At 71.2% G+C, this 25,430-nt stretch carries 23 protein-coding genes; 11 read left to right on the top strand and 12 right to left on the bottom strand.

The features are described from left to right. Positions 1 to 6: 6 nt before the first annotated feature. On the bottom strand, positions 7 to 1,773 hold the full coding sequence (locus tag A4W93_RS30705; RefSeq protein WP_085751749.1) for a methyl-accepting chemotaxis protein: 1,767 nt from the start codon (positions 1,771 to 1,773) through the stop codon (positions 7 to 9). 144 nt (positions 1,774 to 1,917) lie between these two features. Between A4W93_RS30705 and A4W93_RS17080 the strand changes: the two genes are divergently transcribed. After that, the gene (locus A4W93_RS17080; RefSeq protein WP_085751748.1) at positions 1,918 to 3,612 is read left to right on the top strand and encodes a sensor domain-containing diguanylate cyclase; all 1,695 of its coding nucleotides are present in this window, start codon (positions 1,918 to 1,920) and stop codon (positions 3,610 to 3,612) included. Positions 3,613 to 3,628: 16 nt separating this feature from the next. On the opposite strand, the gene A4W93_RS17075 is transcribed toward A4W93_RS17080, so the two are convergent. Next, positions 3,629 to 3,877: a hypothetical protein gene (locus A4W93_RS17075; RefSeq protein WP_085751747.1), complete on the bottom strand. Its 249-nt coding sequence runs from the start codon at positions 3,875 to 3,877 to the stop codon at positions 3,629 to 3,631. Between the two features lie 145 nt (positions 3,878 to 4,022). On the opposite strand from A4W93_RS17075, the gene A4W93_RS17070 reads away from it, so the two are divergent. Further along, on the top strand, positions 4,023 to 5,150 hold the full coding sequence (locus A4W93_RS17070; protein ID WP_085751746.1) for a pyridoxal-phosphate-dependent aminotransferase family protein: 1,128 nt from the start codon (positions 4,023 to 4,025) through the stop codon (positions 5,148 to 5,150). On the opposite strand, the gene A4W93_RS17065 is transcribed toward A4W93_RS17070, so the two are convergent. From A4W93_RS17065 to acnA, 3 genes are read right to left on the bottom strand one after another with little or no spacing between them, the layout of a single operon-like run. Further along, positions 5,134 to 5,868, bottom strand: a complete 735-nt coding sequence (locus A4W93_RS17065; RefSeq protein WP_085751745.1) for an ABC transporter substrate-binding protein — start codon at positions 5,866 to 5,868, stop codon at positions 5,134 to 5,136. The two genes, A4W93_RS17070 and A4W93_RS17065, sit on opposite strands and share 17 nt — an antisense overlap. Beyond that, on the bottom strand, positions 5,865 to 6,764 hold the full coding sequence (locus A4W93_RS17060; RefSeq protein ID WP_085751744.1) for a GntR family transcriptional regulator: 900 nt from the start codon (positions 6,762 to 6,764) through the stop codon (positions 5,865 to 5,867). The genes A4W93_RS17065 and A4W93_RS17060 overlap by 4 nt, the downstream gene beginning before the upstream one ends. Further along, a complete protein-coding gene (gene acnA, locus A4W93_RS17055; RefSeq protein WP_085751743.1) occupies positions 6,761 to 9,328 on the bottom strand; it encodes an aconitate hydratase AcnA in 2,568 nt (855 codons plus the stop codon). The genes A4W93_RS17060 and acnA overlap by 4 nt, the downstream gene beginning before the upstream one ends. 143 nt (positions 9,329 to 9,471) lie before the next feature. On the opposite strand from acnA, the gene A4W93_RS17050 reads away from it, so the two are divergent. From A4W93_RS17050 to A4W93_RS17040, 3 genes are read left to right on the top strand one after another with little or no spacing between them, the layout of a single operon-like run. Continuing rightward, the gene (locus A4W93_RS17050; RefSeq protein WP_085751742.1) at positions 9,472 to 10,455 is read left to right on the top strand and encodes a Bug family tripartite tricarboxylate transporter substrate binding protein; all 984 of its coding nucleotides are present in this window, start codon (positions 9,472 to 9,474) and stop codon (positions 10,453 to 10,455) included. Positions 10,456 to 10,463: 8 nt separating this feature from the next. Further along, positions 10,464 to 10,946: a tripartite tricarboxylate transporter TctB family protein gene (locus A4W93_RS17045; RefSeq protein WP_157782181.1), complete on the top strand. Its 483-nt coding sequence runs from the start codon at positions 10,464 to 10,466 to the stop codon at positions 10,944 to 10,946. 16 nt (positions 10,947 to 10,962) lie between these two features. After that, a complete protein-coding gene (locus A4W93_RS17040; protein WP_085751740.1) occupies positions 10,963 to 12,462 on the top strand; it encodes a tripartite tricarboxylate transporter permease in 1,500 nt (499 codons plus the stop codon). On the opposite strand, the gene A4W93_RS17035 is transcribed toward A4W93_RS17040, so the two are convergent. From A4W93_RS17035 to phhA, 3 genes are all read right to left on the bottom strand, one after another. Further along, entirely contained in the window at positions 12,459 to 13,448 is a 990-nt protein-coding gene (locus tag A4W93_RS17035) for a GGDEF domain-containing response regulator (protein WP_237357560.1), read from the bottom strand. The genes A4W93_RS17040 and A4W93_RS17035 overlap by 4 nt on opposite strands. A gap of 71 nt (positions 13,449 to 13,519) precedes the next feature. Next, positions 13,520 to 14,137: a LysE family translocator gene (locus A4W93_RS17030; RefSeq protein WP_085751739.1), complete on the bottom strand. Its 618-nt coding sequence runs from the start codon at positions 14,135 to 14,137 to the stop codon at positions 13,520 to 13,522. A 2-nt stretch (positions 14,138 to 14,139) separates the two neighbouring features. Further along, complete coding sequence (gene phhA, locus A4W93_RS17025; RefSeq protein WP_085751738.1) at positions 14,140 to 15,021, bottom strand: phenylalanine 4-monooxygenase; 882 nt, start codon at positions 15,019 to 15,021, stop codon at positions 14,140 to 14,142. Positions 15,022 to 15,059: 38 nt separating this feature from the next. Between phhA and A4W93_RS17020 the strand changes: the two genes are divergently transcribed. Next, complete coding sequence (locus tag A4W93_RS17020; RefSeq protein WP_085751737.1) at positions 15,060 to 15,983, top strand: histone deacetylase family protein; 924 nt, start codon at positions 15,060 to 15,062, stop codon at positions 15,981 to 15,983. Here the strand turns inward: A4W93_RS17020 and A4W93_RS17015 are convergent. Next, positions 15,902 to 16,579: a hypothetical protein gene (locus A4W93_RS17015; protein ID WP_085751736.1), complete on the bottom strand. Its 678-nt coding sequence runs from the start codon at positions 16,577 to 16,579 to the stop codon at positions 15,902 to 15,904. The two genes, A4W93_RS17020 and A4W93_RS17015, sit on opposite strands and share 82 nt — an antisense overlap. A gap of 125 nt (positions 16,580 to 16,704) precedes the next feature. Between A4W93_RS17015 and A4W93_RS17010 the strand changes: the two genes are divergently transcribed. Continuing rightward, positions 16,705 to 17,988 (top strand): hypothetical protein, encoded by a 1,284-nt coding sequence (locus A4W93_RS17010; RefSeq protein ID WP_085751735.1) that lies wholly within the window; start codon positions 16,705 to 16,707, stop codon positions 17,986 to 17,988. 3 nt (positions 17,989 to 17,991) lie between these two features. On the opposite strand, the gene A4W93_RS17005 is transcribed toward A4W93_RS17010, so the two are convergent. Next, a complete protein-coding gene (locus tag A4W93_RS17005) occupies positions 17,992 to 19,809 on the bottom strand; it encodes an aminopeptidase P family protein (RefSeq protein ID WP_085751734.1) in 1,818 nt (605 codons plus the stop codon). 23 nt (positions 19,810 to 19,832) lie between these two features. Next, positions 19,833 to 21,179 carry a TAXI family TRAP transporter solute-binding subunit gene (locus A4W93_RS17000; RefSeq protein WP_085754209.1) on the bottom strand — a complete coding sequence of 449 codons (1,347 nt, stop codon included), beginning with the start codon at positions 21,177 to 21,179 and terminating at the stop codon, positions 19,833 to 19,835. Between the two features lie 103 nt (positions 21,180 to 21,282). Between A4W93_RS17000 and A4W93_RS16995 the strand changes: the two genes are divergently transcribed. The 4 genes from A4W93_RS16995 to A4W93_RS16980 all read left to right on the top strand — a co-directional run bounded on the left by A4W93_RS16995 (position 21,283) and on the right by A4W93_RS16980 (position 24,743). Then, positions 21,283 to 21,984 carry a response regulator gene (locus A4W93_RS16995; protein WP_085751733.1) on the top strand — a complete coding sequence of 234 codons (702 nt, stop codon included), beginning with the start codon at positions 21,283 to 21,285 and terminating at the stop codon, positions 21,982 to 21,984. Next, positions 21,981 to 23,294, top strand: coding sequence for an ATP-binding protein (locus A4W93_RS16990; RefSeq protein WP_237357559.1), 1,314 nt, complete (start codon positions 21,981 to 21,983; stop codon positions 23,292 to 23,294). The genes A4W93_RS16995 and A4W93_RS16990 overlap by 4 nt, the downstream gene beginning before the upstream one ends. A gap of 52 nt (positions 23,295 to 23,346) precedes the next feature. Then, entirely contained in the window at positions 23,347 to 23,751 is a 405-nt protein-coding gene (locus tag A4W93_RS16985; protein ID WP_085751732.1) for a VOC family protein, read from the top strand. Between the two features lie 68 nt (positions 23,752 to 23,819). Further along, entirely contained in the window at positions 23,820 to 24,743 is a 924-nt protein-coding gene (locus tag A4W93_RS16980) for a DUF808 domain-containing protein (protein WP_085751731.1), read from the top strand. On the opposite strand, the gene A4W93_RS16975 is transcribed toward A4W93_RS16980, so the two are convergent. Next, positions 24,744 to 25,358 carry a DUF1349 domain-containing protein gene (locus A4W93_RS16975; RefSeq protein ID WP_237357558.1) on the bottom strand — a complete coding sequence of 205 codons (615 nt, stop codon included), beginning with the start codon at positions 25,356 to 25,358 and terminating at the stop codon, positions 24,744 to 24,746. Between the last annotated feature and the right edge of the window lie 72 nt (positions 25,359 to 25,430).

Here is a 25,430-nt window from a genome sequence, read left to right as displayed (position 1 = left end):
CGGTCGTCAGAAGGATTCCCAGTCGTCCGTGCCGGTGCTGGATGCGGCGGCGGGCTTCGGTGCGATGGGCGCCGGGGCGGGCAGGGGCTTCGGTTCGGTCTTCGCGAAGGCCGGGCGCACGACGTTCGTCGCGCGGTTCGGGCCCCGGCGCTCGACCTTCGGTGCGGCGACGGGGGCTGCAACCGGCGCAGGGGTGGCCAGCACCGGCGCGGCCGGGCGCACCTCGCCTTGACCCAGCTTGAAGACGGACACCGCGGTCAGCAGCGCCGCCGCCTGCACCTTGAGGCTTTCGGCGGCGGCCGCCGATTCCTCGACGAGCGCGGCGTTCTGCTGAGTCGCCTGGTCCATCTGCGTGACGGCTTCGCCGACCTGCGCGACACCGCTGCTCTGCTCGGTGCTGGCCGCGCTGATCTCGCCCATGATGTCGGTCACGCGGCGGATGGCGCCCACCACTTCCTGCATCGTGGTGCCGGCCTGGTCCACGAGCGTGGTGCCTTGCTCGACGCGTTCGACGCTGTCGCTGATGAGGGTCTTGATCTCCTTCGCCGCTTCGGCGCTGCGCTGCGCGAGCGAACGCACTTCGCCGGCCACCACCGCGAAACCGCGGCCCTGTTCGCCGGCACGGGCGGCTTCCACCGCGGCGTTCAGCGCGAGGATGTTGGTCTGGAAGGCGATGCCGTCGATGACGCTGATGATGTCGACGATCTTCTTCGAGCTGTCGTTGATGCCCTTCATGGTCTCGACCACGCGGCTCACGACCTCGCCACCCTGCACGGCCACGGTGGACGCGCCCATCGCGAGCTGGTTGGCCTGGCGGGCGTTGTCGGCGTTCTGCTTGACGGTGCTCGACAGTTCTTCCATCGAGGCGGCGGTCTCTTCGAGCGCGCTGGCCTGCTGTTCGGTGCGGTTGCTCAGGTCGTTGTTGCCCGAGGCGATCTGGGCGCTGGCGGTGGCCACGCCTTCGGCGTTGCCGCGCACGCCGCCGACGATGGTGCGCAGGCGGTCCTGCATGCGGGCGAGCGATTCGCTCAGCCGGCCCATCTCGTCGCGGCTGCGGGCCACGATGGGGACGCTCAGGTCGCCGTCGGCGATGCGGTCGGCGTCGCGCACCGCGTCGAGCACACCCGCGGCGAGGCGCCGCGCGCTGAAGAGCGCGATGCCGACGCCGAGGGCCACCATCAGCCCGAGTGTGGCGAGCAGCATGCCCAGCGACTGCCTGTAGAGCGACTTCACGCGGTCACCGGCGGCGGCCGTGCCGGCGGTGTTGTAGTCGATCAGGCGGCCGAGGGCCTCCTCGGCCGCGTTGAAGGTCTGGGTGCCGGGGCCGGCGAGCACGGCCTTCGCGCCCGACATGTCGACGTCCTTGACCATCTTCATGACACCCGGCAGCACGGCCTGGAACTCGCCCCAGCCTTTCTCGTACGGCTCGAAGAGCGCCTTCTCCTCGGGGCTCGCGATCAGCGCCGCGTAGGCCGCGCGGTTCGTGTCCACGCGCTGGGCGATGGTGGCGAGCTCCTTCTCGAGGGCCACCACCTGGTCGTCGCTGTCGGTGAGCAGCAGGCGCAGGCGGGCCGCGCGCGATCGGCCGAGGTCCTGCTCCAGGTCGCCGAGCACCTTCATGCCGGCCACCCACTTGTTCACGACGGTGGTCGATTCGGCGTCCACCGCCGAGAGGCGCTGCAGCGACAGCAGGCTCTGCAGCGCGGCGATCACCAGCACGATCCCGAAGCCGGCCAGCAGTTTGGAGCGGATGCCCAGGTATTGAAGGCGCATGACAAATCCGATGAGGAGTGATCCCCCGGTTTCGGACGGGCGTCCGGCCGACCGGATGCGGGCTTACCCGGCCCCGTCGCGGCCGCCTCAACTTTCCGTGAATCCTGCCGATATCCGGGCGGACGTCACTCGCCTTCCGTGCCCATGCCCTTGAGCTTCCGTTCGCGCAGCCTCCGGTCCCAACTCGCCCTGGTGTTCGGTGTCCTGGTCGTCGCGGTGGCGGTGACACTCGCGCTGTCCCTCGCGGCGTTGCTGAAGCAGCGCATCGAACGCGAGGAAGGGCACCAGCTGCGCACGCTGGCCGGCAACGTCGCCCAGGTGCTGGCCGACAACCTGTTCCACCGTGCCCGGGAGATCGAGGTGCTGTCCGGCGCCGAGGACATCTGGGCCCAGGGCCTGGGCTCCGGCCCGGCGGGCCGCCTGCTGGAGCGAGCCAAGGGCATCCAGCCCGACAACACGTGGATCGGCGTGACGGACACCGACGGGGTCATCCAGTCGGCCACCGGCGGCTTGATGGTGGGGCGCAACGCGAAGGAACGGCCCTGGTTCGCGCCGGGCCTGAAGGGGCTCCATGTCGGCGACGTGCACTCGGCCAAGATGCTCGCGAGCATGCTGCCGCCCACCGACAACGGCGAGCCGCTGCGCTTCGTCGATTTCTCCGCGCCCGTGCGCGTCGGCGGGCAGACCGTCGGCGTACTCGTCGCCCACGGCACCTGGCGCTGGGCCCATTCGGTGATCGAGAAGCTCGCGCCGGCCAACGCCGCCGAGCGCCACCTCGAATCCTTCATCTTCGACCGCGACGGCAAGATGATCTACGCCCCCGGCCGCACCCTCGACACCCACCTGGCCGCCGGCCAGGGCCTGCCCGCCGTGCCCGCGACCCTGCCGAAGGGTGTGCACGCGGTGGTGCTGCCCTGGCAGGACGGCGCCGACTACCTCACGGCCGTCGCGAAGGTCCAGCCTCGCAGCCGCATCAGCGACCTCGGCTGGACGGTGGTGACCCGCGAGCCCACCGAGCTCGCGTTCGCCGAGGCCCACCGTGCCGCGGCCCAGGCCCTGATGATCGGGGTCGTGTTCGCGCTGCTGGCCGCCGCGGTGGCCTGGCGGCTCTCCGGCCGCGTCGCGCGCCCGCTGCGCGACATCGCCCGTGCCGCGCGCGACGTGGGGCAGGGCACGCCGGGCGCCGAGATCCCGCAGGTGGAAGGCAGCTCGGAGGTGCGCGACCTCGCGGGTGCGCTCTCCGCGATGACCCGCCGGCTGCTCGAAGCCAACAGCGAACTCGAGCAGCGGGTGGCCGAACGCACCTCGGAACTCGAACATGCGAACCTCGAACTCAACCGGCTCGCGCGCCACGACCCGCTGACCGGCCTGCTCAACCGCCGCGGCTTCAATGAACGCCTGAAGGCCACGCTGTCCTCCGCGTTGCGCCGCAACGCCCCGGTCAGCCTGATCGTGGTGGATGCCGACCACTTCAAGCGGGTCAACGACACCCACGGCCACGAGGCCGGCGACCTCACGCTGACGATGATCGCGAACGCGCTGAAGCAGCGCCTGCGCGAGTCGGACGTGGTGGCACGCCTGGGCGGGGAGGAGTTCGTCGCGCTGCTGCCCGACACGGCGGGTGACCGCGCGCGGGGCGTGGCCGAGGACCTCGTCGAGGCCGTCGCCGCGATGACGGTGCCCACCGTGGGCCGCATCACGATCAGCTGCGGCGTGAGTGCGGTCGAGGTGGGCGCCGACGACGGCACCGACGCGCTGCGGCGGGCCGACGAGGGCCTCTACCGCGCGAAGGCCTCGGGCCGCAACCGGGCCGTGTGGCAGGACGAGCAGGCGGCCTGAATGGCCGCCGGCGCGGTCAATGGACCGTGCTGTCGCGCTTCAGGCGCAGGTCCGATCCGGCCACGACGAGCGTGCCGTCGGCATCGAGGTCCACATGCCGGCCGTCCGGCAGCTTGTATTCGGCGACCCCGGTGGGTTCCCACTGGTCCGGCGACGTGCCGAACGCGTCGACCCGGCGCTGGTGTTCGTAGCCGTGCACCGAGTACGTGTTGCCGTCGCTGCCGCGGGCGGTGAACGTTTCCAGGCGGCGGATGCGCTTTTCCATGGAGGGCTCCTTCTTCGACGTGGGCGGCCCACTCTACGCCGCTCGCCACCCCCCTGACCACGGCGTGGGCAAGTCCGGGGGCGACGGTGTCACCTCGAACCGTTAGGATGTCCGACCCTGATTCTCTTTCTCCACGGAGCCCGTGATGCCCGGACTGCTGCCCCACATCGATCCCGACGGACTGCTCGAGTTCTCGGTGGTCTACACCGACCGCGCGCTCAACCACATGTCGCAGTCCTTCCAGGGGGTGATGCGCGACATCTCCAGCATGCTCAAGACCGTGTACGGCGCCCATTCGGCCCTCGTGGTCCCGGGCAGTGGTTCGTTCGGCATGGAGGCCGTGGCCCGCCAGTTCGCCAGCGGCCGCAAGGTGCTCGTGGTGCGCAACGGCTGGTTCAGCTACCGCTGGACGCAGATCTTCGAGATGGGGAACATCCCCTCCGAAGCCATCGTGCTGAAGGCGCGCCGCGTGGGCGAAGGTCCGCAGGCGCCGTTCGCGCCGCCGCCCGTCGACGAGGTGGTGGCCGCCATCCGCGCCGAACGTCCCGAGGTGGTGTTTGCGCCCCATGTCGAGACCGCGTCCGGCATCCTGCTGCCCGACGGCTACCTGAAGGCCGTGGCCGATGCGGTGCACGAGGTGGGTGGCCTGTTCGTGCTCGATTGCATCGCCTCCGGCGCCATGTGGGTCGACCTGCGCGCCACTGGCGTCGACGTGCTCATCAGCGCGCCGCAGAAAGGCTGGAGCTCGTCGCCCTGCTGCGCGCTGGTCGTGCTGAGCGAGCTGGCCCGCCAGCGCATCGACGGCACCACCAGCACGAGCTTCGCCGCCGACCTGCGCAAGTGGCTCCAGATCATGGAAACCTACGAATCGGGCGGCCACGCGTACCACACGACGATGCCCACCGACGCGCTCGTGCGCCTGCGCGACACGATGCGCGAGACGCAGTCCGACGGCTTCGACACGCTGCGCGCGGCCCAGCAGCGCCTGGGCAGCGAGGTGCGTGCGCTGCTCGCGCGCAAGGGCTTCAAGTCGGTGGCCGCGTCGGGCTTCGAGGCGCCGGGTGTGGTGGTGAGCTACACCACGGACCCGGAGATCCAGAGCGCGAAGAAGTTCATCGGCCTCGGCCTGCAGACCGCCGCGGGCGTGCCGCTGCAGTGCGACGAAGGTCCGGACTTCCGCACGTTCCGACTGGGCCTCTTCGGCCTCGAGAAGCTGCGCAACGTCGATCGCACGGTGCGTCAGCTGGACGACGCGCTCAACCGCCTGGTGTGACCGCCGGCGGGGCCACCGAGGCTCCGTCGATCCCGTGCCGCCGCAGGGCCTCGGCCACGAAGCCGTCGGCCTTGCGTGCCTCGACGAACGCCGAGAGGTACGCCGCGGCCTCGGCCGGGCGGCCCTTCGGCAGTCCCATCGCCTGGCCGATCGTCATGAACCGTCCGGGCAGCAGCCGCAGGCCTGCCACGCGGCGGACGTCGGCCTCCAGCTGCTGGCGCACGCCCGCCGCCACGGCATGGTCACCCGAGATGAAGGTGTCGACCACCGCCGGTGACGTGGGCGCGCGCACGATCGTGGCCCGCTTCAGTTCGCGGGTCAGGTACAGGTCGTAGGCACTTCCGAGGCCCACGACCACGTCGTGGCCCGGCGCATCCACCTCGGCGTTGTCGCGCAGCGGGGAATCCTCCCGCACGAGGTAGCTGCCCTCGATCAGCACATAGGGCTTCGTGAACGCGATGGCCTCGCCGCGTTTCGGGTCCACCGCGAAGAAGCCCACGTCGGCCTGTTCGTTCGCGACGGCCTCGACCGACTTGCCGGCGCTGTCGAACACCACCAGGTCGAGTTCGGCGCCGAGCTGGGCCGCGAGGGCACGGGCGAGGTCCACCGACACGCCACACGGTGCACCCGCGGTGTCGCGTCCGGCGAGGATCGGGTTGCCCAGGTTGATGGAGGCGCGCAGCCGTCCGGTGGGGCAGAAGGCGGCGAGCAGGCTCATGGCGTGAGGATGTTGCGGATGCGCCCGAGGTTGTCGAGCGTGTGGCCCAGGTGCTCGCGCAGCGCCTCGGCTGCGTCCTGCAGCCGCTGCTGCTCGATCAGGTCGAGCACGTGCAGGTGCTGCCGGCAGTGCTGCTCGTAGCGGGCCCGGTCCTTCATCGAGCGGTACGACAGCAGCCGCCGCACGCGGTTCACGCGGCGGATGGTGTCGATGAAAAACGGGTTGCCCGAACCCTCGACGATCGATTCGTGGAAACGAACCCCGCGATCGTGCAGCTGGTCGGGGGTGTCGGTCTCGATGCCGCCGTCGAGCAGGTGGTGTTCGGCGGTGCGGCAGCGGGCGAGCAGGTCGGGGTCGAGCCGGTAGCCGGGCTCCAGCAGCGCGGCCGGCTCCAGCGCGAGGCGCAGGCGGTACGACTGCAGCAGGCTGTCGGGCGTGGTCAGCATGGGCGAGAACGCCCAGCCGTAGCCGGCCTTCTTCTGCACCCAGCCCTCCTGGGTCATGCGGCCGAGCAGCGCGGTGACCTGCGCGGGCGTGAGGCCGTAGCGGTTCTTCAGCCACACCTCGGAGAAGGCGTCGGGCACCTCGCCGCGCAGGCGGTCGTCGGCCAGCTGGAAGTACGAGCGCGTGACCACGTCGGGTTCGTCTCGGGCCAGCTCGTCGCGCAGCCGGGAGACCTCGAGCGCCACCGGCTGGGCGAGGAAATAGCCCCGGTTCGGCTCGCGGGTCAGCAGGCCCTTGGCCTGCAGCAGGCGCAGCGCATCGTTCACCGGGGAACGCGACACGCCCAGCCGGTCGGCCAGGTTCTGGGCCGCGAGGTGGCTGCCGACCGCGACCCGGTCGTTGGCGAGGAGTTCGAGCACCTGGGCGGCGAGGGGAGCGTTGATCGATTTCATCGAGCGGACAGCATTTCGTGCAGGATCATCGGGATCACCCCGCCGTGCTGAAGCAGGCGCACGTCGAGGCGGGTCTCGACGGCGGCGGTGGCGTCGAGGTGCACAGTGTCGCCGCTCGCGCGGACGATGCGCACGGGAATGCGGGCCCGAGGGGTCAAATTCTCCGGCAGGGCATCGATCTCGATGCGGTCGCCCGCCTCGACGGACACCGACTCGTCCAGCCGCAAGGGCAGGATCCCCATGCCGACCAGGTTCGAGCGGTGGATGCGCTCGAAGCTGCGCGCCAGCACCGCCCGGATGCCCAGCAGGCGCTGGCCTTTCGCGGCCCAGTCGCGCGACGAGCCCGTGCCGTAACGTTCGCCCGCCACCAGCACGACGGAACGGCCTTCGGCGCGGTAGCGCGCGGCGGCCTCCCACAGCGGCATCACGTCGCCGCTCGGCACGTGCACCGTGTGGGCCACCGGCGCGTGCGGCGCGAGGGCGTTGCGCAGCGTCTTGCTGTGGAACGCCGCGCGCAGCATCACCTCCCAGTTGCCGCGGCGGGACGCGAACACATTGAGGTCGTGGCGGTCGTCGCCCCGCTCGACGAGGAAGTCGGCGACCCGGCTGTCCGGCGGGATGGCACTCGCGGGCGAGATGTGGTCGGTGGTGACGTCGTCGCCCACCACGAGCAGCGGGTCGGCGGTGTAGTGGCCCAGCAGCGAGGGTTCGTCGGCGACCGCGAACGGCGGTCGGCGCAGCGCGGTCGAGGTCGGGTTCCACGGGAACAGCGGTCCGTCCGGGGCGTCGAGCGCGTGCCACAAGGGGTTGCGGCCGGCCTCGGCGAAGTCGCGCTGGAAGTCGTCGCGGTCGAGGGCCCGGGCCAGGTGGGTGTCGATCTCCTCGCGGGTGGGCCACAGGTCGCGCAGGCGCACGTCGCCCGCCACGGGCTCCACGCCGAGGTCACGCTCGGCATCCCCCGCCAGCGCGAAGGCCACCACGAGCGGGGGCGACATCAGGAAACCCAGTTCCAGGTCGGGGTGCACGCGGCCGGGGAAGTTGCGGTTGCCCGACAGCACGGCCACCGGCTGGATGCTGCCGTTCGCGAGGCCCTCGCGGATGGGCGCCGGCAGCGGGCCGGAGTTGCCGATGCAGGTGGTGCAGCCCTGGCCCACGATGTCGAAGCCCACCGCGGCGAGGTCGTCGAGCAGGCCCGCACGGCGCAGGTACGACGCGGCGGCGGGCGAGCCCGGCGCGAGCGACGTCTTGACCCAGGCCGGCACCGACAGCCCGAGCGCGCGGGCGCGGCGGGCGAGCAGGCCGGCGGCCACCAGCAGGCGCGGGTCGGTGGTGTTGGTGCAGCTCGTGATCGCGGCGATGGCGACGGGGTGCCGGGGCAAACCGGCCGGCGGCACGCGCGGTGTGAACCTCAGCGCGGCCAGCGCCTCCCGCGTCTGGCGGTGGTCCAGCAGGTCCTGCGGGCGGCGCGGGCCGGCCACCTGCAGGCCGAGCGTGTCGAGGTGGATGTCGATGCGGCGGGTGTAGCGGGGCTCGGCCAGCGCGTCGAACCACAGGCCCATGTGCCGGGCGCAGGCCTCGACGAAGTCGGCGTGCTCGCGGGTGCGGCCGGTGTCGACCAGGTAGCGCACGGTGTGGCGGTCGACCGGGAAGAAACCGGTGGTGGCGCCGTACTCGGGGGCCATGTTCGCGACCACGGCGCGTTCGCCGGCCGTGAGGGTGCTGACGCCGGGACCGAAGAACTCGACGAACTCGCCCGAGACGCCGATGGCGCGCAGCCGCTGGGTCACGACGAGCGCGAGGTCGGTGGCCAGCACGCCGGGAGGCAGCGAGCCCGACAGGCGCACACCGATCACGTCGGGCACGCGGAGCGGCGTGGGCAGCCCGAACATCACCATCTGGGCCTCGAGTCCGCCCACGCCCCAGCCCAGCACGCCGAGGCCGTTGACCATGGGCGTGTGGCTGTCGGTGCCGATCATCGTGTCGGGCACGGCCCACGTCTCGCCATCGCGCTCCTGCGTGGTGAAGACGGTGGCGAGCTGCTCGAGGTTCAGCGTGTGCATGATCCCCGTGCCCGGTGGATGGATGCGCACGCCTTCGAGCGCCTTCGAGGCCCAGCGGAGGAAGCGGTAGCGCTCGGCGTTGCGGCGGATCTCGTGCTGCATGTTGATCACGGCCGCGTCGGGCCGCGCCGAGACCTCGACCGCGAGCGAGTGGTCCACCGACACGTCGACGGGCAGCCGCGGGTTCAGGCGTTCGGGGTCGGACCCGGCTTCGGCGAGCGTGTCACGCATCGCGGCGATGTCGACGAGGGCGGGGGTGCTCGTGGTGTCGTGCATCAGCACGCGGCCAGGCTGGAACGGGATCTCGGCCTCGCTGGTGCCGTGGGCGAGCCAGCCGAACACGGCGGCGACGGCCTCGTCGCGCGCCGGGCCGTCGAGGTGGCGCACGGCGTTCTCGAGCAGCAGGCGCAGCACCACCGGGAGTTCGGCGAGGCGATCGCCGAAGAGGCCCGGCAGGTCCACGAAACGCAAAGACCGGCCGCCGATGTCCAGGGGGGTGTTCATTTTCGCAATTTTGCACTTTGCATGTGAAAAGTGCAATCGGGGCATCTCTCGGCTGGACCGTAGTTCCCGCAATGAGAAAAATTCACGCTGTCCGACAGAATGGCCCACCGCCACGAACGGCACAACCTTCGAAAGAGATCGCCATGTCCCGTACCGACTTCCGCCTCGCCCGACGTTCGTTCACCGCTGCCGCGCTGGCCCTCGCCGCCGCCTGGGGCACCCCCGCCGCCGCGCAGGGGCTCACCGACCTGAAGATCATCGCGCCCGCCGCGCCCGGCGGCGGCTGGGACAGCGCCTCGCGCATGCTCCAGCAGACGCTCACGGCCACCGGCGCCGTGAAGAACGTGCAGGTGGTCAACGTGCCCGGCGCCGGCGGCACCGTGGGCCTGGCCCAGTTCGTCAACACCGCGAAGGGCGACGGCCACACGCTGATGGTGATGGGCATCACGATGGTGGGCGCGGTGCTCACCAACAAGGCGCCGGTGGGGCTCGATGCCGTGACCCCCATCGCCCGCCTGACCGGCGACCCGCTCGTCGTGGTGGTGCCGGCCAGCTCGCCGTACAAGACCCTGAAGGACCTCGCGGCCGCGCTGAAGGCCGACACGTCGAAGGTGGTGTGGGCGGGCGGCTCGGCCGGCGGCGCCGACCACATCCTCGCGGGCCTGGTCTCGAAGGCCGCGGGCGGCGACGCCACGAAGCTGAACTACGTGCCGTTCTCGGGCGGCGGCGAGGCGCTCGCCGAGATGCTGGGCGGTCGCGTCTCCGCCGGGGTGTCGGGCTACAACGAGTTCGAGAGCCAGATCAAGGCCGGCAAGCTGCGCGCGCTGGGCGTGTCCACCGCCGCCCGCATGCAGGGCAAGGACGTGCCCACGCTGAAGGAGCAGGGCATGGACGTGGAACTGGTGAACTGGCGGGGCATCGTCGCGGGCCCCGGCATCACGCCGGCCCAGAAGACCGCGTTCGCGGCCGCCGTCGAGAAGGCGGTCAAGTCGCCCGAGTGGGCCAAGGTGCTCACGGCCCGCGGCTGGGACGACGCGTACCTGAACGCCGACCAGTTCGCGGCGTTCCTCAAGGCCGACCAGGCACGGGTCAAGGACGTGCTGACCACGATCGGGCTCGTCAAGTGAACGCCGAGGTGTCCTCCGGCCCCGGCTGGCGCGCGCTGGCCGGCGTCGGGGCCTTCCTGCTCGCGCTCGCGGTGGCGCTGCTGGTCGACGCGACGAACCTGCCGCCGCCGCAAGCGGTGGGCGTGGGCCCCACCGCGGCGATGCGCGTGGTGTCGGTGCTGCTGATCGTCCTGTCGGCGGGGCACTTCGTGGCCGCGTGGAAGGCGCGCGGCGTGCCGTTCACGCCGGGCGAAAAGGCCAACCGCGTCGCGCTCGCGTGGGTGTTCGGGGGGCTCGTCGGCCTGATCGTGTGGCTGCAGGTCGGTGGGGGCTTCATCCTCGGCGCCACGTGGCTGTTCGCGGCCACCGCCACCGCGTTCGGCCAGCCTTTGCGCATCAAGGCCCCACTGATCGGGCTCGTGCTCGCGCTGCTGGTCTACGCGTTCTTCACGCAGGTGCTGACGCTGTCGCTGCCGGCCGGCCCGCTCGAACGCGCGCTGTTCGGCGGCTGATCCCGGGAGCATCCCCATGGAAATCTTCTCGCTGCTCCTCCAGGGCCTCGGTGTCGCGCTGCAGCCGGGCAACCTGCTGTTCGCCGGCATCGGCGTCATCCTCGGCACGCTCGTGGGCATCCTGCCCGGCATCAGCCCGTCGCTCACGGTGGCGCTGCTGCTGCCGCTGACCTTCAAGCTCGACCCCACCGGGTCGATCATCATGTTCGCCGGCATCTACTTCGGCGGCATGTACGGCAGTTCCACCACGGCCATCCTGCTGAACACGCCGGGCGAGGCCGCGTCCATCGCCACCGCCATCGAGGGCCACAAGATGGCCCGCGCCGGGCGCGGCGGGCCCGCGCTGGCCACGGCCGCCATCGGCTCGTTCGCCGCGGGCACGCTCGCCACCATCGGCCTCGCGGCGCTCGCGCCGTGGCTCGTCGACCTGGCCGTGCAGTTCGGCCCGTGGGACTACTTCGCGCTGATGGTGCTGGCCTTCGTCACCGTGTCGGCCACGTTCGGCACCTCGGTGCTGCGCGGCATGACGAGCCTCGTGCTCGGGCTGGTGCTGGGCCTGGTCGGCATCGACAAGCTCACCGGCCAGTCGCGGCTCGCCTTCGGCGTGCCGTCGCTGCTGGACGGCGTGTCCATCACGACACTCGCCGTGGGCCTCTTCGCGATGGGCGAGACGCTGCACACCGCGTCGCGCTTCAAGGGTGTGCAGGAAAGCATCGAGGCCGTGCGCGGTTCGCTGTGGATGACCCTCGACGACTGGAAGCGCTCATGGAAGCCGTGGCTGCGCGGCTTCGGCCTCGGTTTCCCCATCGGCGCGTTGCCGGCGGGGGGCGCCGAGGTGCCCACGCTGCTGTCGTACACGCTCGAACGCAAGCTCGCGAAGAAGCCCGACCAGTTCGGCGAGGGTGCCATCGAGGGCGTGGCCGGACCGGAAGCCGCGAACAACGCGGCCGCCACCGGCACGCTGGTGCCGCTGCTGGCGCTGGGTCTGCCCACGTCGGCCACCGCGGCCATGCTGCTCGCCGGCTTCCAGCAGTACGGCCTTGTGCCGGGACCGCTGCTGTTCGTGTCGAACGCCGACCTCGTGTGGGGCCTGATCGCCAGCTTCTTCATCGGCAACCTGATGCTGCTGGTGCTGAACCTGCCGCTCGTGGGCCTGTGGGTGCAGTTGCTGAAGGTGCCGCAGCCGTGGCTCTACGCGGGCATCCTGCTGTTCGCCGCGATGGGCACGCTGGCCGCGAACCCGTCGCCGGTCGAGCTCGTCATGCTGGTGGTGTTCGGCGCGATGGGCTACCTGATGCGGTGCTGGGACTACCCCGTGGCGCCGATGATCGTGGGCCTGATCCTCGGGCCGATGGCGGAGAACCAGTTCCGCCGCGCGCTGCAGATCAGCCTGGGCGACGGCCTCGTGTTCTTCAAGCACCCGAGTTCGGCGCTGCTGCTGGCGCTGGCGGTCATCGCGCTGGTCGCGCCCCTGGTGTTCAAGGGGCTGCGCAAGTTCAAGGGTGACGACGCTTAGAGGGCGCGCTGTTCGACCGTGTCCAGCTGCATCTCGAAGCTGAAGAAGCGGTCACGCCCCCGGGCCTTCGCGGCGTACAGCGCCTCGTCGGCCCGGGTCACCATGCCTTCGGCGGTGGTGGTGGCGTCGGGCACGCAGGTGGTGATGCCGCCCGTGAGGGTCACGAAGGGCGCCACCAGCGAGGCGGGGTGGGGCAGGGCCAGGGTCGACAGCATGCGGCGCAAGGCGCGTGCGAAGGTCATCGCGCCCGACTTGGGCGTGTTCGGCAGGATCAGCGCGAACTCCTCGCCGCCGTAGCGGGCGGCGCGGTCGCGCGGGCGGTGGCACGCGTCGTTGAGCAGCTTGCCCACGCGGCGCAGGCACTGGTCGCCCTCCACGTGGCCCAGCGTGTCGTTGTAGCGCTTGAAATGGTCGAGGTCGCAGAACACGAGGGTCAGCGGCTCCTGCTCGCGGCGGGCCGAGCCGATCTCGTCGTGCAGCAGGCGGTCGAAGCCGCGGCGGTTGACGAGGCCGGTGAGGTCGTCGTGTTCGGTCAGGTGCTGCAGGCGTTCGTTGGCCTCGCGCAGGTCCGACGACATCGACATGAGCCGCGCCTGCATGCCCTTGAGCCGGATCATCGCGCGCAGCTTCGCGGCCAGCACCACCACCGAGACCGGCTTGACGAGGTAGTCGTCGCCACCGGCCTCGATGCCGCGCGAGAGGTCCTGCGCCTGGTCCATCGCGGACAGGAAGATGATGGGCGTCCAGTGTCCCGCCTCCGCCGCGCGGATCTCGCGGGCGAGCCAGTAGCCATCGTGGCCCGGCATCATCACGTCGAGCAGCACGAGGTCGGGCTTGTGGCGGTGGAAGAGTTCCAGGCCCCAGTGGGCGTCCCCGGCTTCGAACACGCGGTGGCCCATCGCGTCGAGCTGGGCGGCCATGGCGACGCGCACGTCGGGCTGGTCGTCCACCACGAGGATGGACAGGGAGTTGGAGGGGTCGATCACGGGCTTCGGGGGTGGAGCGGACGGAGCGTCACCCCCGTTTTCGGCCGAAGCCGCCCGGAATTGAGGGCCCCTCAGCGGCGGGCGAGGAGCAACCCCACGCCCGCGCCGCCCAGCAGCGCCGCACTCGTGCGATTGAACACACGCTTGCCGCGCGGCGACGCGAACCAGCGGCGCAGGTGGCGACCCATCCAGGCGTAGATCGCGATGGCCACGACTTCGAGCAGCAGGAACGAGGCGCCCAGCACCGTGAACTGCGCCGCGACGTCACCCGCCGGGTCCACGAACTGCGGCAGGAAGGCCGTGAAGATCAAGATCGCCTTGGGATTGCCGGCGGCGACGAGGAACTCCTGGCGGGCGAGGGCCACGAGGCTCGCGGGCGGGCGTTCGGCCGATTCGGCCGTGTCGACGGGCGCGCGCCACAGCTGCCACGAGATCCAGAACAGGTACAGCGCCCCCGCGATCTTGATGGCATGGAACAGCAGCTCCGACGTGTGCAGCACCGCGGCCAGGCCCGCCGAGGCCAGCGCGATCATCCCGCCGAACGCGAGCAGGCGGCCGGCGCCGGCGAGGCACGCGGTGCCGAACCCGTGCCGGGTGGCGTTGCCGAGCGACAGCAGGTTGTTCGGGCCCGGCGCCATGTTGAGTGCGAAGCAGGCGGGGATGAAAAATCCGAAGGTGGCGAGGTCCATGGTCAGCCTGGCTGGTGGTGGCGGCCGGTGCCGCGGTGGAGCACGGTGTCGTCCGGCAGCACGTCGCCGGGGGCGAACTCGGGCTGGCCGCGCACGTGGTCGTACAGCGGGCCGAAGTCGATGCGGGCGAGTTCCAGCAGCTGCTCGAACCCGTCGATCACGAAGTAGGTTTCCTGGAAGTCGTCGATGCGGTACTGCGTGCGCATGACGCGTTCGAGGTCGAAGCGCACGCGGTTCGGCGACGGGTCGTCGAGCGAGAAGGTGGTTTCGCTGAACGACGAGGCGATGCCCGCGCCGTACAGCCGCAGCCCGTCGGCCTGGCGCAGCAGGCCGAACTCGATGGTGTACCAGTACACGCGGGCCAGCTGCGCGAGGGTGCCCAGGCGCTGCGCGCGCAGGCCCCCTTCGCCGTAGGCCTGCAGGTAGTCGGCGATGACCGGGTTCACCAGCATCGGCACGTGGCCGAACACGTCGTGGAAGACGTCGGGCTCTTCCAGGTAGTCGAGCTGGTCGGGGCGGCGGATGAAGTTGCCGGCGGGGAAACGCCGGTTCGCGAGGTGGTCGAAGAACACCTCGTCGGGCACGAGGCCCGGCACGGCCACCACCTGCCAGCCGGTGCGGCCCTTGAGCACGTCGCTGAGTTCGAGGAAGTCGGGGATGCGGTCGGCGGCGATGGGCAGGTCGCGCATGCCCTGCAGGAATTCGTCGCAGGCGCGGCCCGGCAGCAGCCGGCGCTGGCGCTCGAAGAGCGTGCGCCAGGTGGTGTGGTCGGCCGCGGTGTAGTCGGCCCACCCCTGGTCGATGGTCCAGTCGGCCCGCTGCGGGCGGACGGCGTCGCCCGCGGCCAGCCCGTGTTTCGCGAGGGCGTCCAGTTGGCGTTTCATGGTGGCTCCATTGTGGCGCGTTGGCAGAGAATGGGGCGATGCTGGCTTTCCACACCGATCAGTTCCGCCTTCCGCTGCCCCCGGGCCACCGCTTTCCCCAGGAGAAGTACCGCCGCCTGCGCGAACGGGTGGTCGCCGAGGTGCCCGGCATCGAACTGGAGGTGGCGCCCGCGGCCACCGACGGTGAACTGGCGCTGGCCCACACGCCCGACTACGTGACCGACGTGGCCGAGGGCCGGCTCGACGACGCGCGCCAGCGCGAGATCGGTTTCCCATGGTCGCCCGAGATGGTGGAGCGCTCGCGCCGTTCCGTCGGGGCCACCATCGCGGCGGCCCGCGTGGCGCTGACGCAGGGCGTGGCGGCCAACCTCGCGGGCGGCACCCACCACGCGAGCGCGTCGAAGGGTGGGGGCTTCTGCGTCTTCAACGACATCGCGGTGGCCTCGCGCCTGATGCAGGCCGAATGGCACCGGCACCACCGGCAGCTGCTGCGTGTCGCGGTGATCGACCTCGACGTGCACCAGGGCAACGGCACGGCCGCCATCTTCCGAGACGACCCCACGGTGTTCACGCTGTCGCTGCACGGCGAACACAACTTCCCGTTCCGCAAGGAACCGGGCGACCTCGACGTGCCGCTGCCCGACGGCTGCACCGACGACCCGTACCTCGAGGCCCTCGAGGGCGCACTCGCGCAACTGTGGCACCGTCACGAGACCAGGCTTCCGGGCCTCGTGATCTACCTCGCCGGGGCCGATGCCCACGAGGGCGACCGCCTCGGGCGCCTGAAGCTCACCACCGCGGGCATGGCCGAACGCGACCGCCGCGTGTTCGCGGCGACGCGCGAGCGGCGCATTCCCACGGTGCTGACGATGGGGGGCGGCTACGGCCGGGTGATCGACGACACGGTGGCCGTGCAGATCGGCACCTTGCGCGAGGCGGTGCGCAGCCACCGCCTGTGGTGAAGGCCCAGCCCCAGCACGCCCAGCGCCATCAGCACGGCCAGCGGCGGCTCCGGCACGGGCGCGGCCACCGGGTCGAAGCGGAACGACGTGATGTCCACGTGGAAGGAGAGCGACACGTGCTGGTCGGCGAAGCCGAGGCTCATGCCGCTGACCGTGGTGCCGTCGACGCGCAGCGATGCGGGTGTCGTGCCGGTCACCAGTGATCCGGCGTCCGACTGGAACTCCAGGATGCCGCCCTCGAAGCGGGGCCGGTAGTCGGTCCAGAAGGTGAGCTGCGTGCCGGTGGACCCGGGCATCAGCAGGCCCGCGGTGTACGAGAAGTCGAGGCCGCGCACGGTGGCGTTGAACGAGGCGTGGCCCTCGGCGATGGGCACGTAGGTGTCGAAGGGGTGGATCGCGAGCCAGGCGTCGGGGATGTCGACGTCGAAGCCGCCGGTCACCGGGGCACCGATGAAGTCCTCGGGGCTGTAGGGCGTGGCCGGGTTGGTCGGGATCCACTGCGCGTTCGCCATCACCCCGTTGAAGGTGCCGCTGAACGTGAGGGCGGCGGCCGGCAGTGGCAGCAGCAGGGCGAGTGCGAAGTGGGGGTGTTTCATCGCAAGCAGCCTAGGTGGTGACGGCCGACCCTTCAAGGCGCCATCCCTAACTTGCAAGCCCGCGGAGGGTGGAACCGGACAGGGGCCTTGTGTAGCCTCGACGCTCCTTCGATGGAGCGTTCGAGATGACCTTGTTCCCGATGCGGGCCGCCTGCGTGGTCCTGGCCTGCGGTGCCTCACTCGCCGTCGCGCAATCCTTGCCGGAGGGTTGGACCTCGCGCGAGGTGGACGGCGGCATTCTTTACAGCCCGGCGCAGCTGCCGGCGGGCATGCAGTTCAGCCTGTTCGCCGTGACGGTGGGTGTGGGCAACGCCACCACGTCCGCCGCGTTCGAGCAGGCGAAGGCCCGCGCGATGCCGCCGGAGGCCCTGCAGTGCCGCGCCCCGCAGCAGGAGAACGGTGCCGTGACCCAGCGCTGCAGCGGCTCGAACGGCGTGCTCGACGTGACCTTCGTGCAATTGCCGGTGCGCGGCGGACAGGCCCACCTGATGCGCATGGCACTGCAGGGCGACGAGGCGGCGCTGCGGCCGCACAAGGACGGCTTCTCGGCGGTGATGCAGGCGCAGACCCAGGCCTGGAAGGCGTCGGCGGGCGGCAAGCCCGCGCCGCCCGAGCCCTCGAAGAAGGACCTGGAGGCGAAGGCCCGCGCCGAGGCGCGCAACGCCATCGCGGAAGCCATCCGCACCGCGCCCGGCAAGGGCTTGCGGTCCGACGAGGTGGAAGGGGTGCTGAACGATTGGCGCCAGGTCTACGAGATCAGCGGCCTGCAGTACCACGAGACGCTGTACCTGTTGCTGAAGGACGGCACCGCCTACTCGGACGTGTGGCTGCCGCCGGAGGACTTCGACGTGGCCGCGTCACGCAAGCTGCAGCCCGGCCGCTGGCAGCAATGGCGGTACCGGAACGGCGCCTACGAGCTGCGCGGCAGCGAGAAGGACTCGTGGCGCCGGCTGTCTCAGGCGACGCTCGGCACGCCGGCCCGGCGCGACGAGCGGCTCTCGAAGGCCTACGTGCACTCGAAGTTCGCCAACCGGGGCGGGTTGGGCGGGTCGGCCAACCAGTGGACGATCTTCTTCCGCGGCGACGGCCGCTACGAGGAGTCGAGCTACGGCATCCAGGGCACGGGCACCGTGCAGGCCGGCAACGGCTACACCGGCGGCAGCAGCCGGGGCAGCAGCAAGCAGGGCAGCTGGAGTTCCGGCTCGGGGTCCCAGACGGGCCCCGGCGGCACGGTGTCCAGCGGCTCCACGCAGACGCGCAACGACGGCTCGGACTATGCGGGCAACTATCGGCTGGACGGCTGGACCATCGAGTTCCAGATCGACAACGGCAAGACCACCCGCAAGCTGTTTTTCCATTCGGGCACCGGCATCAACGTCGGTGGCACCTGGTACAGTCTCAAGTCCTGACGTTCAGAGGGGCGCGGTGCGTTCCACGAGCCACGCGAGCGCCTCGCCGGTCACCAGCGGCGACAGCCGCTCGCGCACGGTGGCGTGGTAGCGGTTCAGCCAGTCCACCTCGTCGGCGCGCAGCAGCGAACGGTCGATGCAGCGGGTGTCGATGGGGCACAGCGTGAGCGTCTCGAACTCGAGGAACTCGGCGAACTCCACGGGCAGGCCGGGCGCGGCCACGTTCAGCACCAGGTTCTCGATGCGAATGCCCCACTGGCCCGGCCGGTACAGCCCCGGCTCGATGCTGGTGATCATGCCGGGCACCATGGCCATGTGCGGCTCGGGCACGGCCTTCGAGATGCTCTGCGGCCCTTCGTGCACGTTGAGGAAGTAGCCCACGCCGTGGCCGGTGCCGTGGCCGTAGTCGAGGCCTTGTTCCCACAGCGGCGCGCGCGCGATGGCGTCGAGCATGGGCGACAGCGTGCCGCGCGGGAAGCGCGTGCGGCTGAGCGCCATCGTGCCCTTGAGCACCAGGGTGTAGTCGCGCTTCTGTTCGGCCGACACCGTGCCGATGGGCCACACGCGCGTGATGTCGGTGGTGCCGCCCACGTACTGGCCGCCGGAGTCGATCAGCAGCAGGCCGTTGCCCGTGATGGTGGCGTGCGACGCGGCCGTGGCGCGGTAGTGCGGCATCGCGCCGTTCGAGTTGAAGCCGGCGATGGTGGGGAAGCTCAGGCCCACGAAGCCGGGCCGGCGCGCACGCGCCGCCGTGAGGTGTTCGTCGACGGTGATCTCGGTGAGGGGTTCGGTGCGCTTCGTGTCGGCCAGCGCCTTCTCGAACCACGCGTAGAACTCGCACATCGCGGCGCCGTCCTGCGCCATGGCCTCGCGCACGTGGGCGGCTTCTTCGGCGCTCTTGCGGCTCTTGAAGAGGGTGCTGGGATTGATGGCCTCGATGACCGCGGTGGACCCGCCCACGTGTTCGCGCAGGCCGAGGGTCACGCGCCGCGGGTCGACCAGCAGCGTGGCGCCGGCGGGCAGCGAGGCCAGCGCCGGGCCGGCCGCGTCGTACGGCTTGACCGCGACGCCGTCGGCTTCGAGGGCCGCGACCACGTCGGCCGGCACCTTGCCGTCGGCGACGAACAGCGTGGCGAGTTCGGGGTGCACCAGCAGGTGGGCGAGGAACACCGGGTTGTACGAAACGTCCGAGCCGCGCAGGTTGAGCAGCCAGGCGATGTCGTCCACCGTCGAGACGAAGTGGTGCGCCGCCCCGTGGGCCGCCATGGCCTCGCGCACGAGGCGCAGCTTCTCGGCGCGGGCGAGCGGGGCGTGGGGCGCGACGTGCTGGTAGACCGGCGCGTCGGGCAGGGCGGGGCGGTCGGGCCAGGCGGTGTCGAACACGTCGATGTCGGTGCGCAGCGAGATGCCCGCCTTGTCGACGCCGGCGTGCAGCGCCTGCGCCGCCGCGAGGCCCAGCACGTTGCCGTCCACCGCGAGCGAGGCGCCGCGCGGCACGTTGGCGACGATCCAGTCGATGTGGTGAACGGCCGCGCCGGTGGGGATGCGCACGAGGTCGATGCCCGTGCCCGCCAGTTCGGCCTCGGCCTGCACCCAGTAGCGGCTGTCGGCGAACAGCGCGGCGCGGTCGGTGGTGACCACGAGCGTGGCCATCGACCCGGTGAAGCCGGACAGCCATTGCCGGCCTTGCCAGCGCTCCGGCAGGTACTCGGACAGGTGCGGGTCGCTCGACGGCACCAGCACCGCGGCCACCTCGAGCGAGTTGAGGGTGTCGCGCACGCGCTGGAGGCGGAGCCGGATGGGGGAGGTGCGTTGGTCCATGGGCAAATTCTAGGCTCGGCGGTTCACCCCTCGGCGGGGGCGGATGCTCCGGAGAGCTTGCGGCGCACCATGTCGATGTGGCTGCGCAGCGCGTACAGCTCGTCGGCGTAGCTGAGCGGCACGCTCACGCGCTCGACCTTGTGCTCGATGTCGTCGAGCTCGCGGCTGAGTTCGTCGCCCGGACGGCGGCCCATCGCGTTCTCGACGGCGCGCAGCTGGCCGTACCACCGGAACACGCGCGAGCGGATGCGGAACTCGTAGAGCGGCGGGATCACGCGCGACAGGGGGATCAGGATCACGATGATGGACGCCAGCGCCACCCACATGCGGTCGATCAGGTTGCCGAGCCAGAACGGCAGGTAGCGCTGCAGGTACGGCGGCCCGTTGCGGTAGTAGCGCTGGGCCTCGGCGGCGAGCGGCCGTTCGTCGCCGCGCGCGTTCGGGAAGTCGCCCTTGCGCTGGAACCAGCCCGCGCCGCCATGCACCTTCTGCGCGGCCTGCAGGAACAGCTGGATCAGCGCCGGGTGGGTGCTCTCGCGGGCCACCAGCGACGCGGTAGGGGCGATCAGGTGCACGTCGGTGGACGGCAGGTCGGACGCGAGGTCGACCACGCCGCGCGGCAGCATCACGGGGGTCAGGAACGAGAAGCGGCGGGAGTAGGCGTCGGCCTGGGCCACGTCCAGCAGCTTGATGCCGGGGGTCTGCAGCAGCATCTGCACCATCACCGACTCGGGGGCCGAGGCGAGGGCGACGGCGTCGATCTGGCCTTCCAGCAACGCGACCACGGCCGGGGTCTGCGTCATCTTCATCTGAGTCAGTGCCGCCGGGTCGATGCGGTTGGCATCGATCAGGCGCGCCATCAGGTTCGGCACGCCGCTGCCCGGCGCGCCGAAGTTGATCTTCCAGCCGTGGAGCTGCGACAGGCCGTTGACCAGCGGCGCCTTGATGAGGCGCTGCGCGGAGTCTTCCCGGTAGAACACCCACAGCGGCTCGTAGAACAGGCTGCCGAGGGACACCAGGTCTTCCTCGGGCGCCTCGCCGGGGCGTTCGGCATCGGCGCCGCCCTGCACGAACGCGAGGTCGACGCCCGAGTCGGGGTCGCGCAGCAGCTGCAGGTTCTCGGCGGCGCCCTGGGTGTTGCGCAGCTCCACCGTGATGCCGTGGGTCTTGAGGATCTCGGCGTAGCGGCGGCCGAACTCGGCGTAGGCGCCTTGCTCGACGCCCGTGGCGAGCACCACCTTGCGGGGCGGCGTGGGGTCGAGCACCCAGTAGGCGATGGCCAGCAGCACCACGGTGATCAGGATGAAAGGGCCGGCGGTGGCCAGGACATCCCGGAACGACAGCAGGGTGTTGCGCAGGGCTTGGGGCATCAGGGTCATGGCGGGTGGCGCACAACGGCACGGCTCGCCACGATACAACGGGCGGGGCCGGGCGCGGTATGCTTTTCAGACTGAAACAACCCCGACGGCCCCGATGCGCCTGCTGCTGGTGGAAGACGACCGGATGATCGGCGAGAGCCTGCGCGGCGCGCTGCGCCTCGAAGGCTATGCCGTCGACTGGGTGCGCGACGTGGCCTCCGCCCGCGCCACGCTGGCCACCGAACGGTTCGACGGCGTGCTGCTCGACCTCGGGCTGCCACCGGGCACCGGCGCCGGCGGCACGGCGGAGGAGGGCGGGCTGGCCGTGCTGCGGGAGCTGCGCTCGCGCGAAGACCCCACGCCCGTCATCGTGCTGACGGCCCGCGACGCGCTGGGCGACCGCGTGAAGGGCCTCGACGCCGGCGCCGACGACTACCTCGTCAAGCCCTTCGAGCTCGACGAACTGTGTGCGCGGCTGCGGGCGGTGCTGCGCCGCCATGGCGGACGCGCCCAGCCGGTGCTGTCCCACGGGGGCGTGACGCTGGACCCGGCCACGCGCCAGGTGACCCGCGACGGCGTGCCGGTGCTGCTGTCCGCGCGTGAGTTCGCGGTGCTGGAGGCGCTGATGCTGCGCCCCGGCGCGCTGCTGTCGCGCGCGCAGCTGGAAGATCGGCTGTACGGCTGGGGCGAGGAGATCGAGAGCAACGCGGTGTCCGTCTACGTGCACCAGCTGCGCCGCAAGCTCGGCGCCGACTTCATCGGGAACATGCGCGGCGTGGGCTACTTCGTGGGCCCGGCGCCGGGGTCCAGGGCATGATGAATTCGCTGCGCTGGCGGCTCGTGCTCGCGCTCGTCGCCATCCTCGTGGCGGCGGCCGCGGTGCTGGGCGGCTTCACGTACCGCAACGTGCTGATCGAGACCGAGGCCCTGTTCGACTACCAGCTGCGCCAGATGGCGCTCTCCCTGCGCGACCAGGGCGAGATCGCGCCCAGCCAGGCGCAGGCGCTGGCCGACGGCCAGCTCGACTTCGTGGTGCAGATCTGGAGCGTCGACGGCCGCACCATCTACGCGACCCGCGACCACCCCGAGCTGCCGTCGCGCGCGCTGATCGGCCTGGCCGAGGTGAAGGTGGGCAACCAGGTCTGGCGCACCTTCAGCACGGCCACGCGCGACCGGGTCATCCAGGTGGCGCAGCCGGTCGTGATCCGCAAGCGCCTCGCCGCGGGCGCGGCGCTGCGCAGCGTGCTGCCGCTGCTGTTCGTGGCGCCGGTGCTCGCGCTGTTCGGCGCGTGGGTGGTGTCGCGCTCGCTCCTGCCGTTGAACCGCGTGGTGGCGGGCGTGCGCGAGCGCGACGGGCACGGCCTGTCGCCGCTGCCCACCGAGGGCCTGCCGGTGGAGGTGGAACCGCTCGTCTCCGCGATGAACGGGCTGCTCGTGCGACTGGGCGAATCCTTCGACACGCAGCGGGCGTTCGTGGCCGACGCCGCGCACGAACTGCGCTCGCCGCTCACGGCGCTCACATTGCAGCTGCGCCTGCTGCAGCGCGCGCCCGACGAGGCGAGCCGCGCGGCGGCCATCGCCGCGCTGGGCGAGGGCATCGAGCGGTCGACGCGCCTGGTCGGCCAGCTGCTCACGCTGGCCCGCAGCGAACCGGGTGCCGCCGCGGCGCCGCCGGTGCGGCTGGACCTCGCCGAGGTGGTGCGCGAGGCCCTGGTCGACACCGTGCCGTTCGCGCTGGCCCGCGGCTCGGAACTGGAGCTGCTGGCCGACGACCCGGTGCCGATGACGGGCGACCGCACGGCCCTGGGCGTGCTCGCGCGCAACCTCGTCGACAACGCGCTGCGGTACGCGCCGCCGGGGGCGCACGTGGTGGCGCGGGTCGCCAGCGAAGGGGGTGTCCCCGTGCTGCAGGTCGACGACAACGGCCCGGGCATCCCGCCCGCGGAACGCAGCCGCGTGTTCGACCGCTTCTACCGCCGCCAGAACGGCGGCGGCGACGAGGGCGGCAGCGGCCTGGGCCTGGCCATCGTCGCGAGCGTGGCGCGGCGGCACGGGGCGGTGGTGGACCTCGCCGAGTCGCCGCTCGGTGGCCTGCGCGCCACGGTGCGCTTTGGCGACAGCGCCTGACCGGGGGCTCTGCTAGGGTGGGCACCTTCCCACTCTCCCACCTGGAACCGACATGGGCGTGCAACTGAAGAAACAGGCCATCGACCTCGGCATCGTCACCACCAACGGCCCGGCGATGCTGGCGTTCTACCGCGACGTGATCGGCCTCGCCTACCTGCGCGAGATGCCCATGCCCGGCGGCGCCGGCGTGATGCACCAGCTGATGTGCGGCGACAGCATGGTCAAGCTGGTGGTGGCCGACAGCACGCCCGACGTGGCCCCGAAGGGCGGCATCCAGGGCGCCACGGGCTACCGTTACTGGACCATCACCATCGACAACCTCGCCGACGTGCTGGCGAAGGTGGAGGCCGCCGGCCACAAGGTCGTGGTCAAGGCGCGCGAGCTGCGTCCGGGCGTCCAGATCGGCATCGTGGCCGACCCGGACGGCAACTGGGTGGAGTTCCTTTCGGTGGCGTGAGTCCGGGGCATGGGGGTGGCTTCCGCTACGATGCGGGCCACAACCACATTCACGGAGGACCTTTCGCCATGGCCGGAGCCAACCTGCTAGCCCTTCTCGACGACATCACCACCGTCCTCGACGACGTCGCGGTGCTGAGCAAGGTGGCGGCGAAGAAGACCGCGGGCGTGCTGGGCGACGACCTCGCGCTCAACGCGCAGCAGGTCACGGGTGTCACCGCCGACCGCGAGCTGCCGGTGGTGTGGGCCGTGTTCAAGGGCTCCGTGCTGAACAAGGTCATCCTCGTGCCCGCGGCGCTGGCCATCAGCGCCTTCATCCCGTGGGCCGTGGTGCCGCTGCTGATGGTGGGCGGCGCGTTCCTCTGCTTCGAGGGCTTCGAGAAGCTCGCGCACAAGTTCCTGCATTCGAAACACGAGGACGACGCGCACCACGACGAACTCACCACCGCGCTGAACGATCCCTCGGTCGACCTCGTCGCGTTCGAGAAGGAGAAGATCAAGGGCGCCGTGCGCACCGACTTCATCCTCTCCGCCGAGATCGTCGCCATCACGCTCGGCACCGTGTCGTCGCAGCCCTTCATGACGCAGGTGGTGGTGGTGTCCGGCATCGCGGCCGTCATGACCATCGGTGTGTACGGCCTCGTGGGCGGCATCGTGAAGCTCGACGACCTGGGCCTCTACATGACGAAGCGCGCGGGCGCGGCCACGCAGGCCGTCGGCCGCGCCATCCTCGCCGCGGCGCCCTGGCTGATGAAGTTCCTGTCCGTGGCCGGCACCGCCGCGATGTTCCTCGTGGGCGGCGGCATCCTCGTGCACGGCGTGCCGGCGCTGCACCATGCGGTCCAGCACGTCGTGGAGGCGGCGGGCGGTTCGGTGGGCTGGCTCGTCGAGGCGCTCGCGAACGCGGCGGTCGGCGTGGTGGCGGGCGGCATCGTCGTGGCCGTGGTCACGGTCGTGTCGAAGCTGCGCAAGCGCACGCCGGCCGCGGCCTGATCAGCTCAGGTCGTGCAGGTCCTTGCCGTTCGGCGGGGACAGCGTCATCTCGCTGAACGTCACCGACAGCCCCGCGCGGGTCGGTGAACAGCACATCACGCCCACGTGCCAGGGCAGGGCGGTGTCGATGGCCGCGAGCCGCAGCAGCGGCCACGTGCGCCCGTCGGCCGAGTACTGCAGGCGCAGCGCGTCGCCGCGGCGCGTGAGGCGCATCCAGAAGCGGCGCGGGTCGCCCTGGAAGGCGCCGGTGGCCCAGTCGGAGCGGCCCGCGGTCAGCACGCTGCCGATGGCCGGCTGGTCGTCGCTGAACTCGATGCCGGCCTTCAGCCAGTGCCGGTCGTCCGCGTGGAGCATCACGCCGGCCTGGTCGTAGAGCGTGTCGAACGCACCTTCCACCTTCACCTGGAACGTGAAGTCGCCGGAAACCGGCGTGCCGAAGAAGTGCCCGTTGGCGTGCTGGAAGCCGTACCAGGTGTCCTGCCAGAAATCGGTGTCGCGGCCGGTGGTGACGGTGAGCCGGCCGCCCTCGAACGCCCAGTGGGCGGGTTCGTTGAGCCAGGTGAAGTGTTCGGACATGCGGGTCTCGTCGATGGCGATCACGTGACGATACGTCACGAGCGCACCCCGGGAAACTCCCAGGCATCCACCGATTCTGAATCAATTCAGAATGCGCTCCGTCGAGCCCCC

Source organism: Piscinibacter gummiphilus (assembly GCF_002116905.1).
Classification (GTDB): Bacteria; Pseudomonadota; Gammaproteobacteria; order Burkholderiales; family Burkholderiaceae_C; genus Rhizobacter; species Rhizobacter gummiphilus.
The sequence above is the reverse complement of the archived record's forward strand: the minus strand, read 5'-3'. Positions and strand labels throughout refer to the sequence as shown.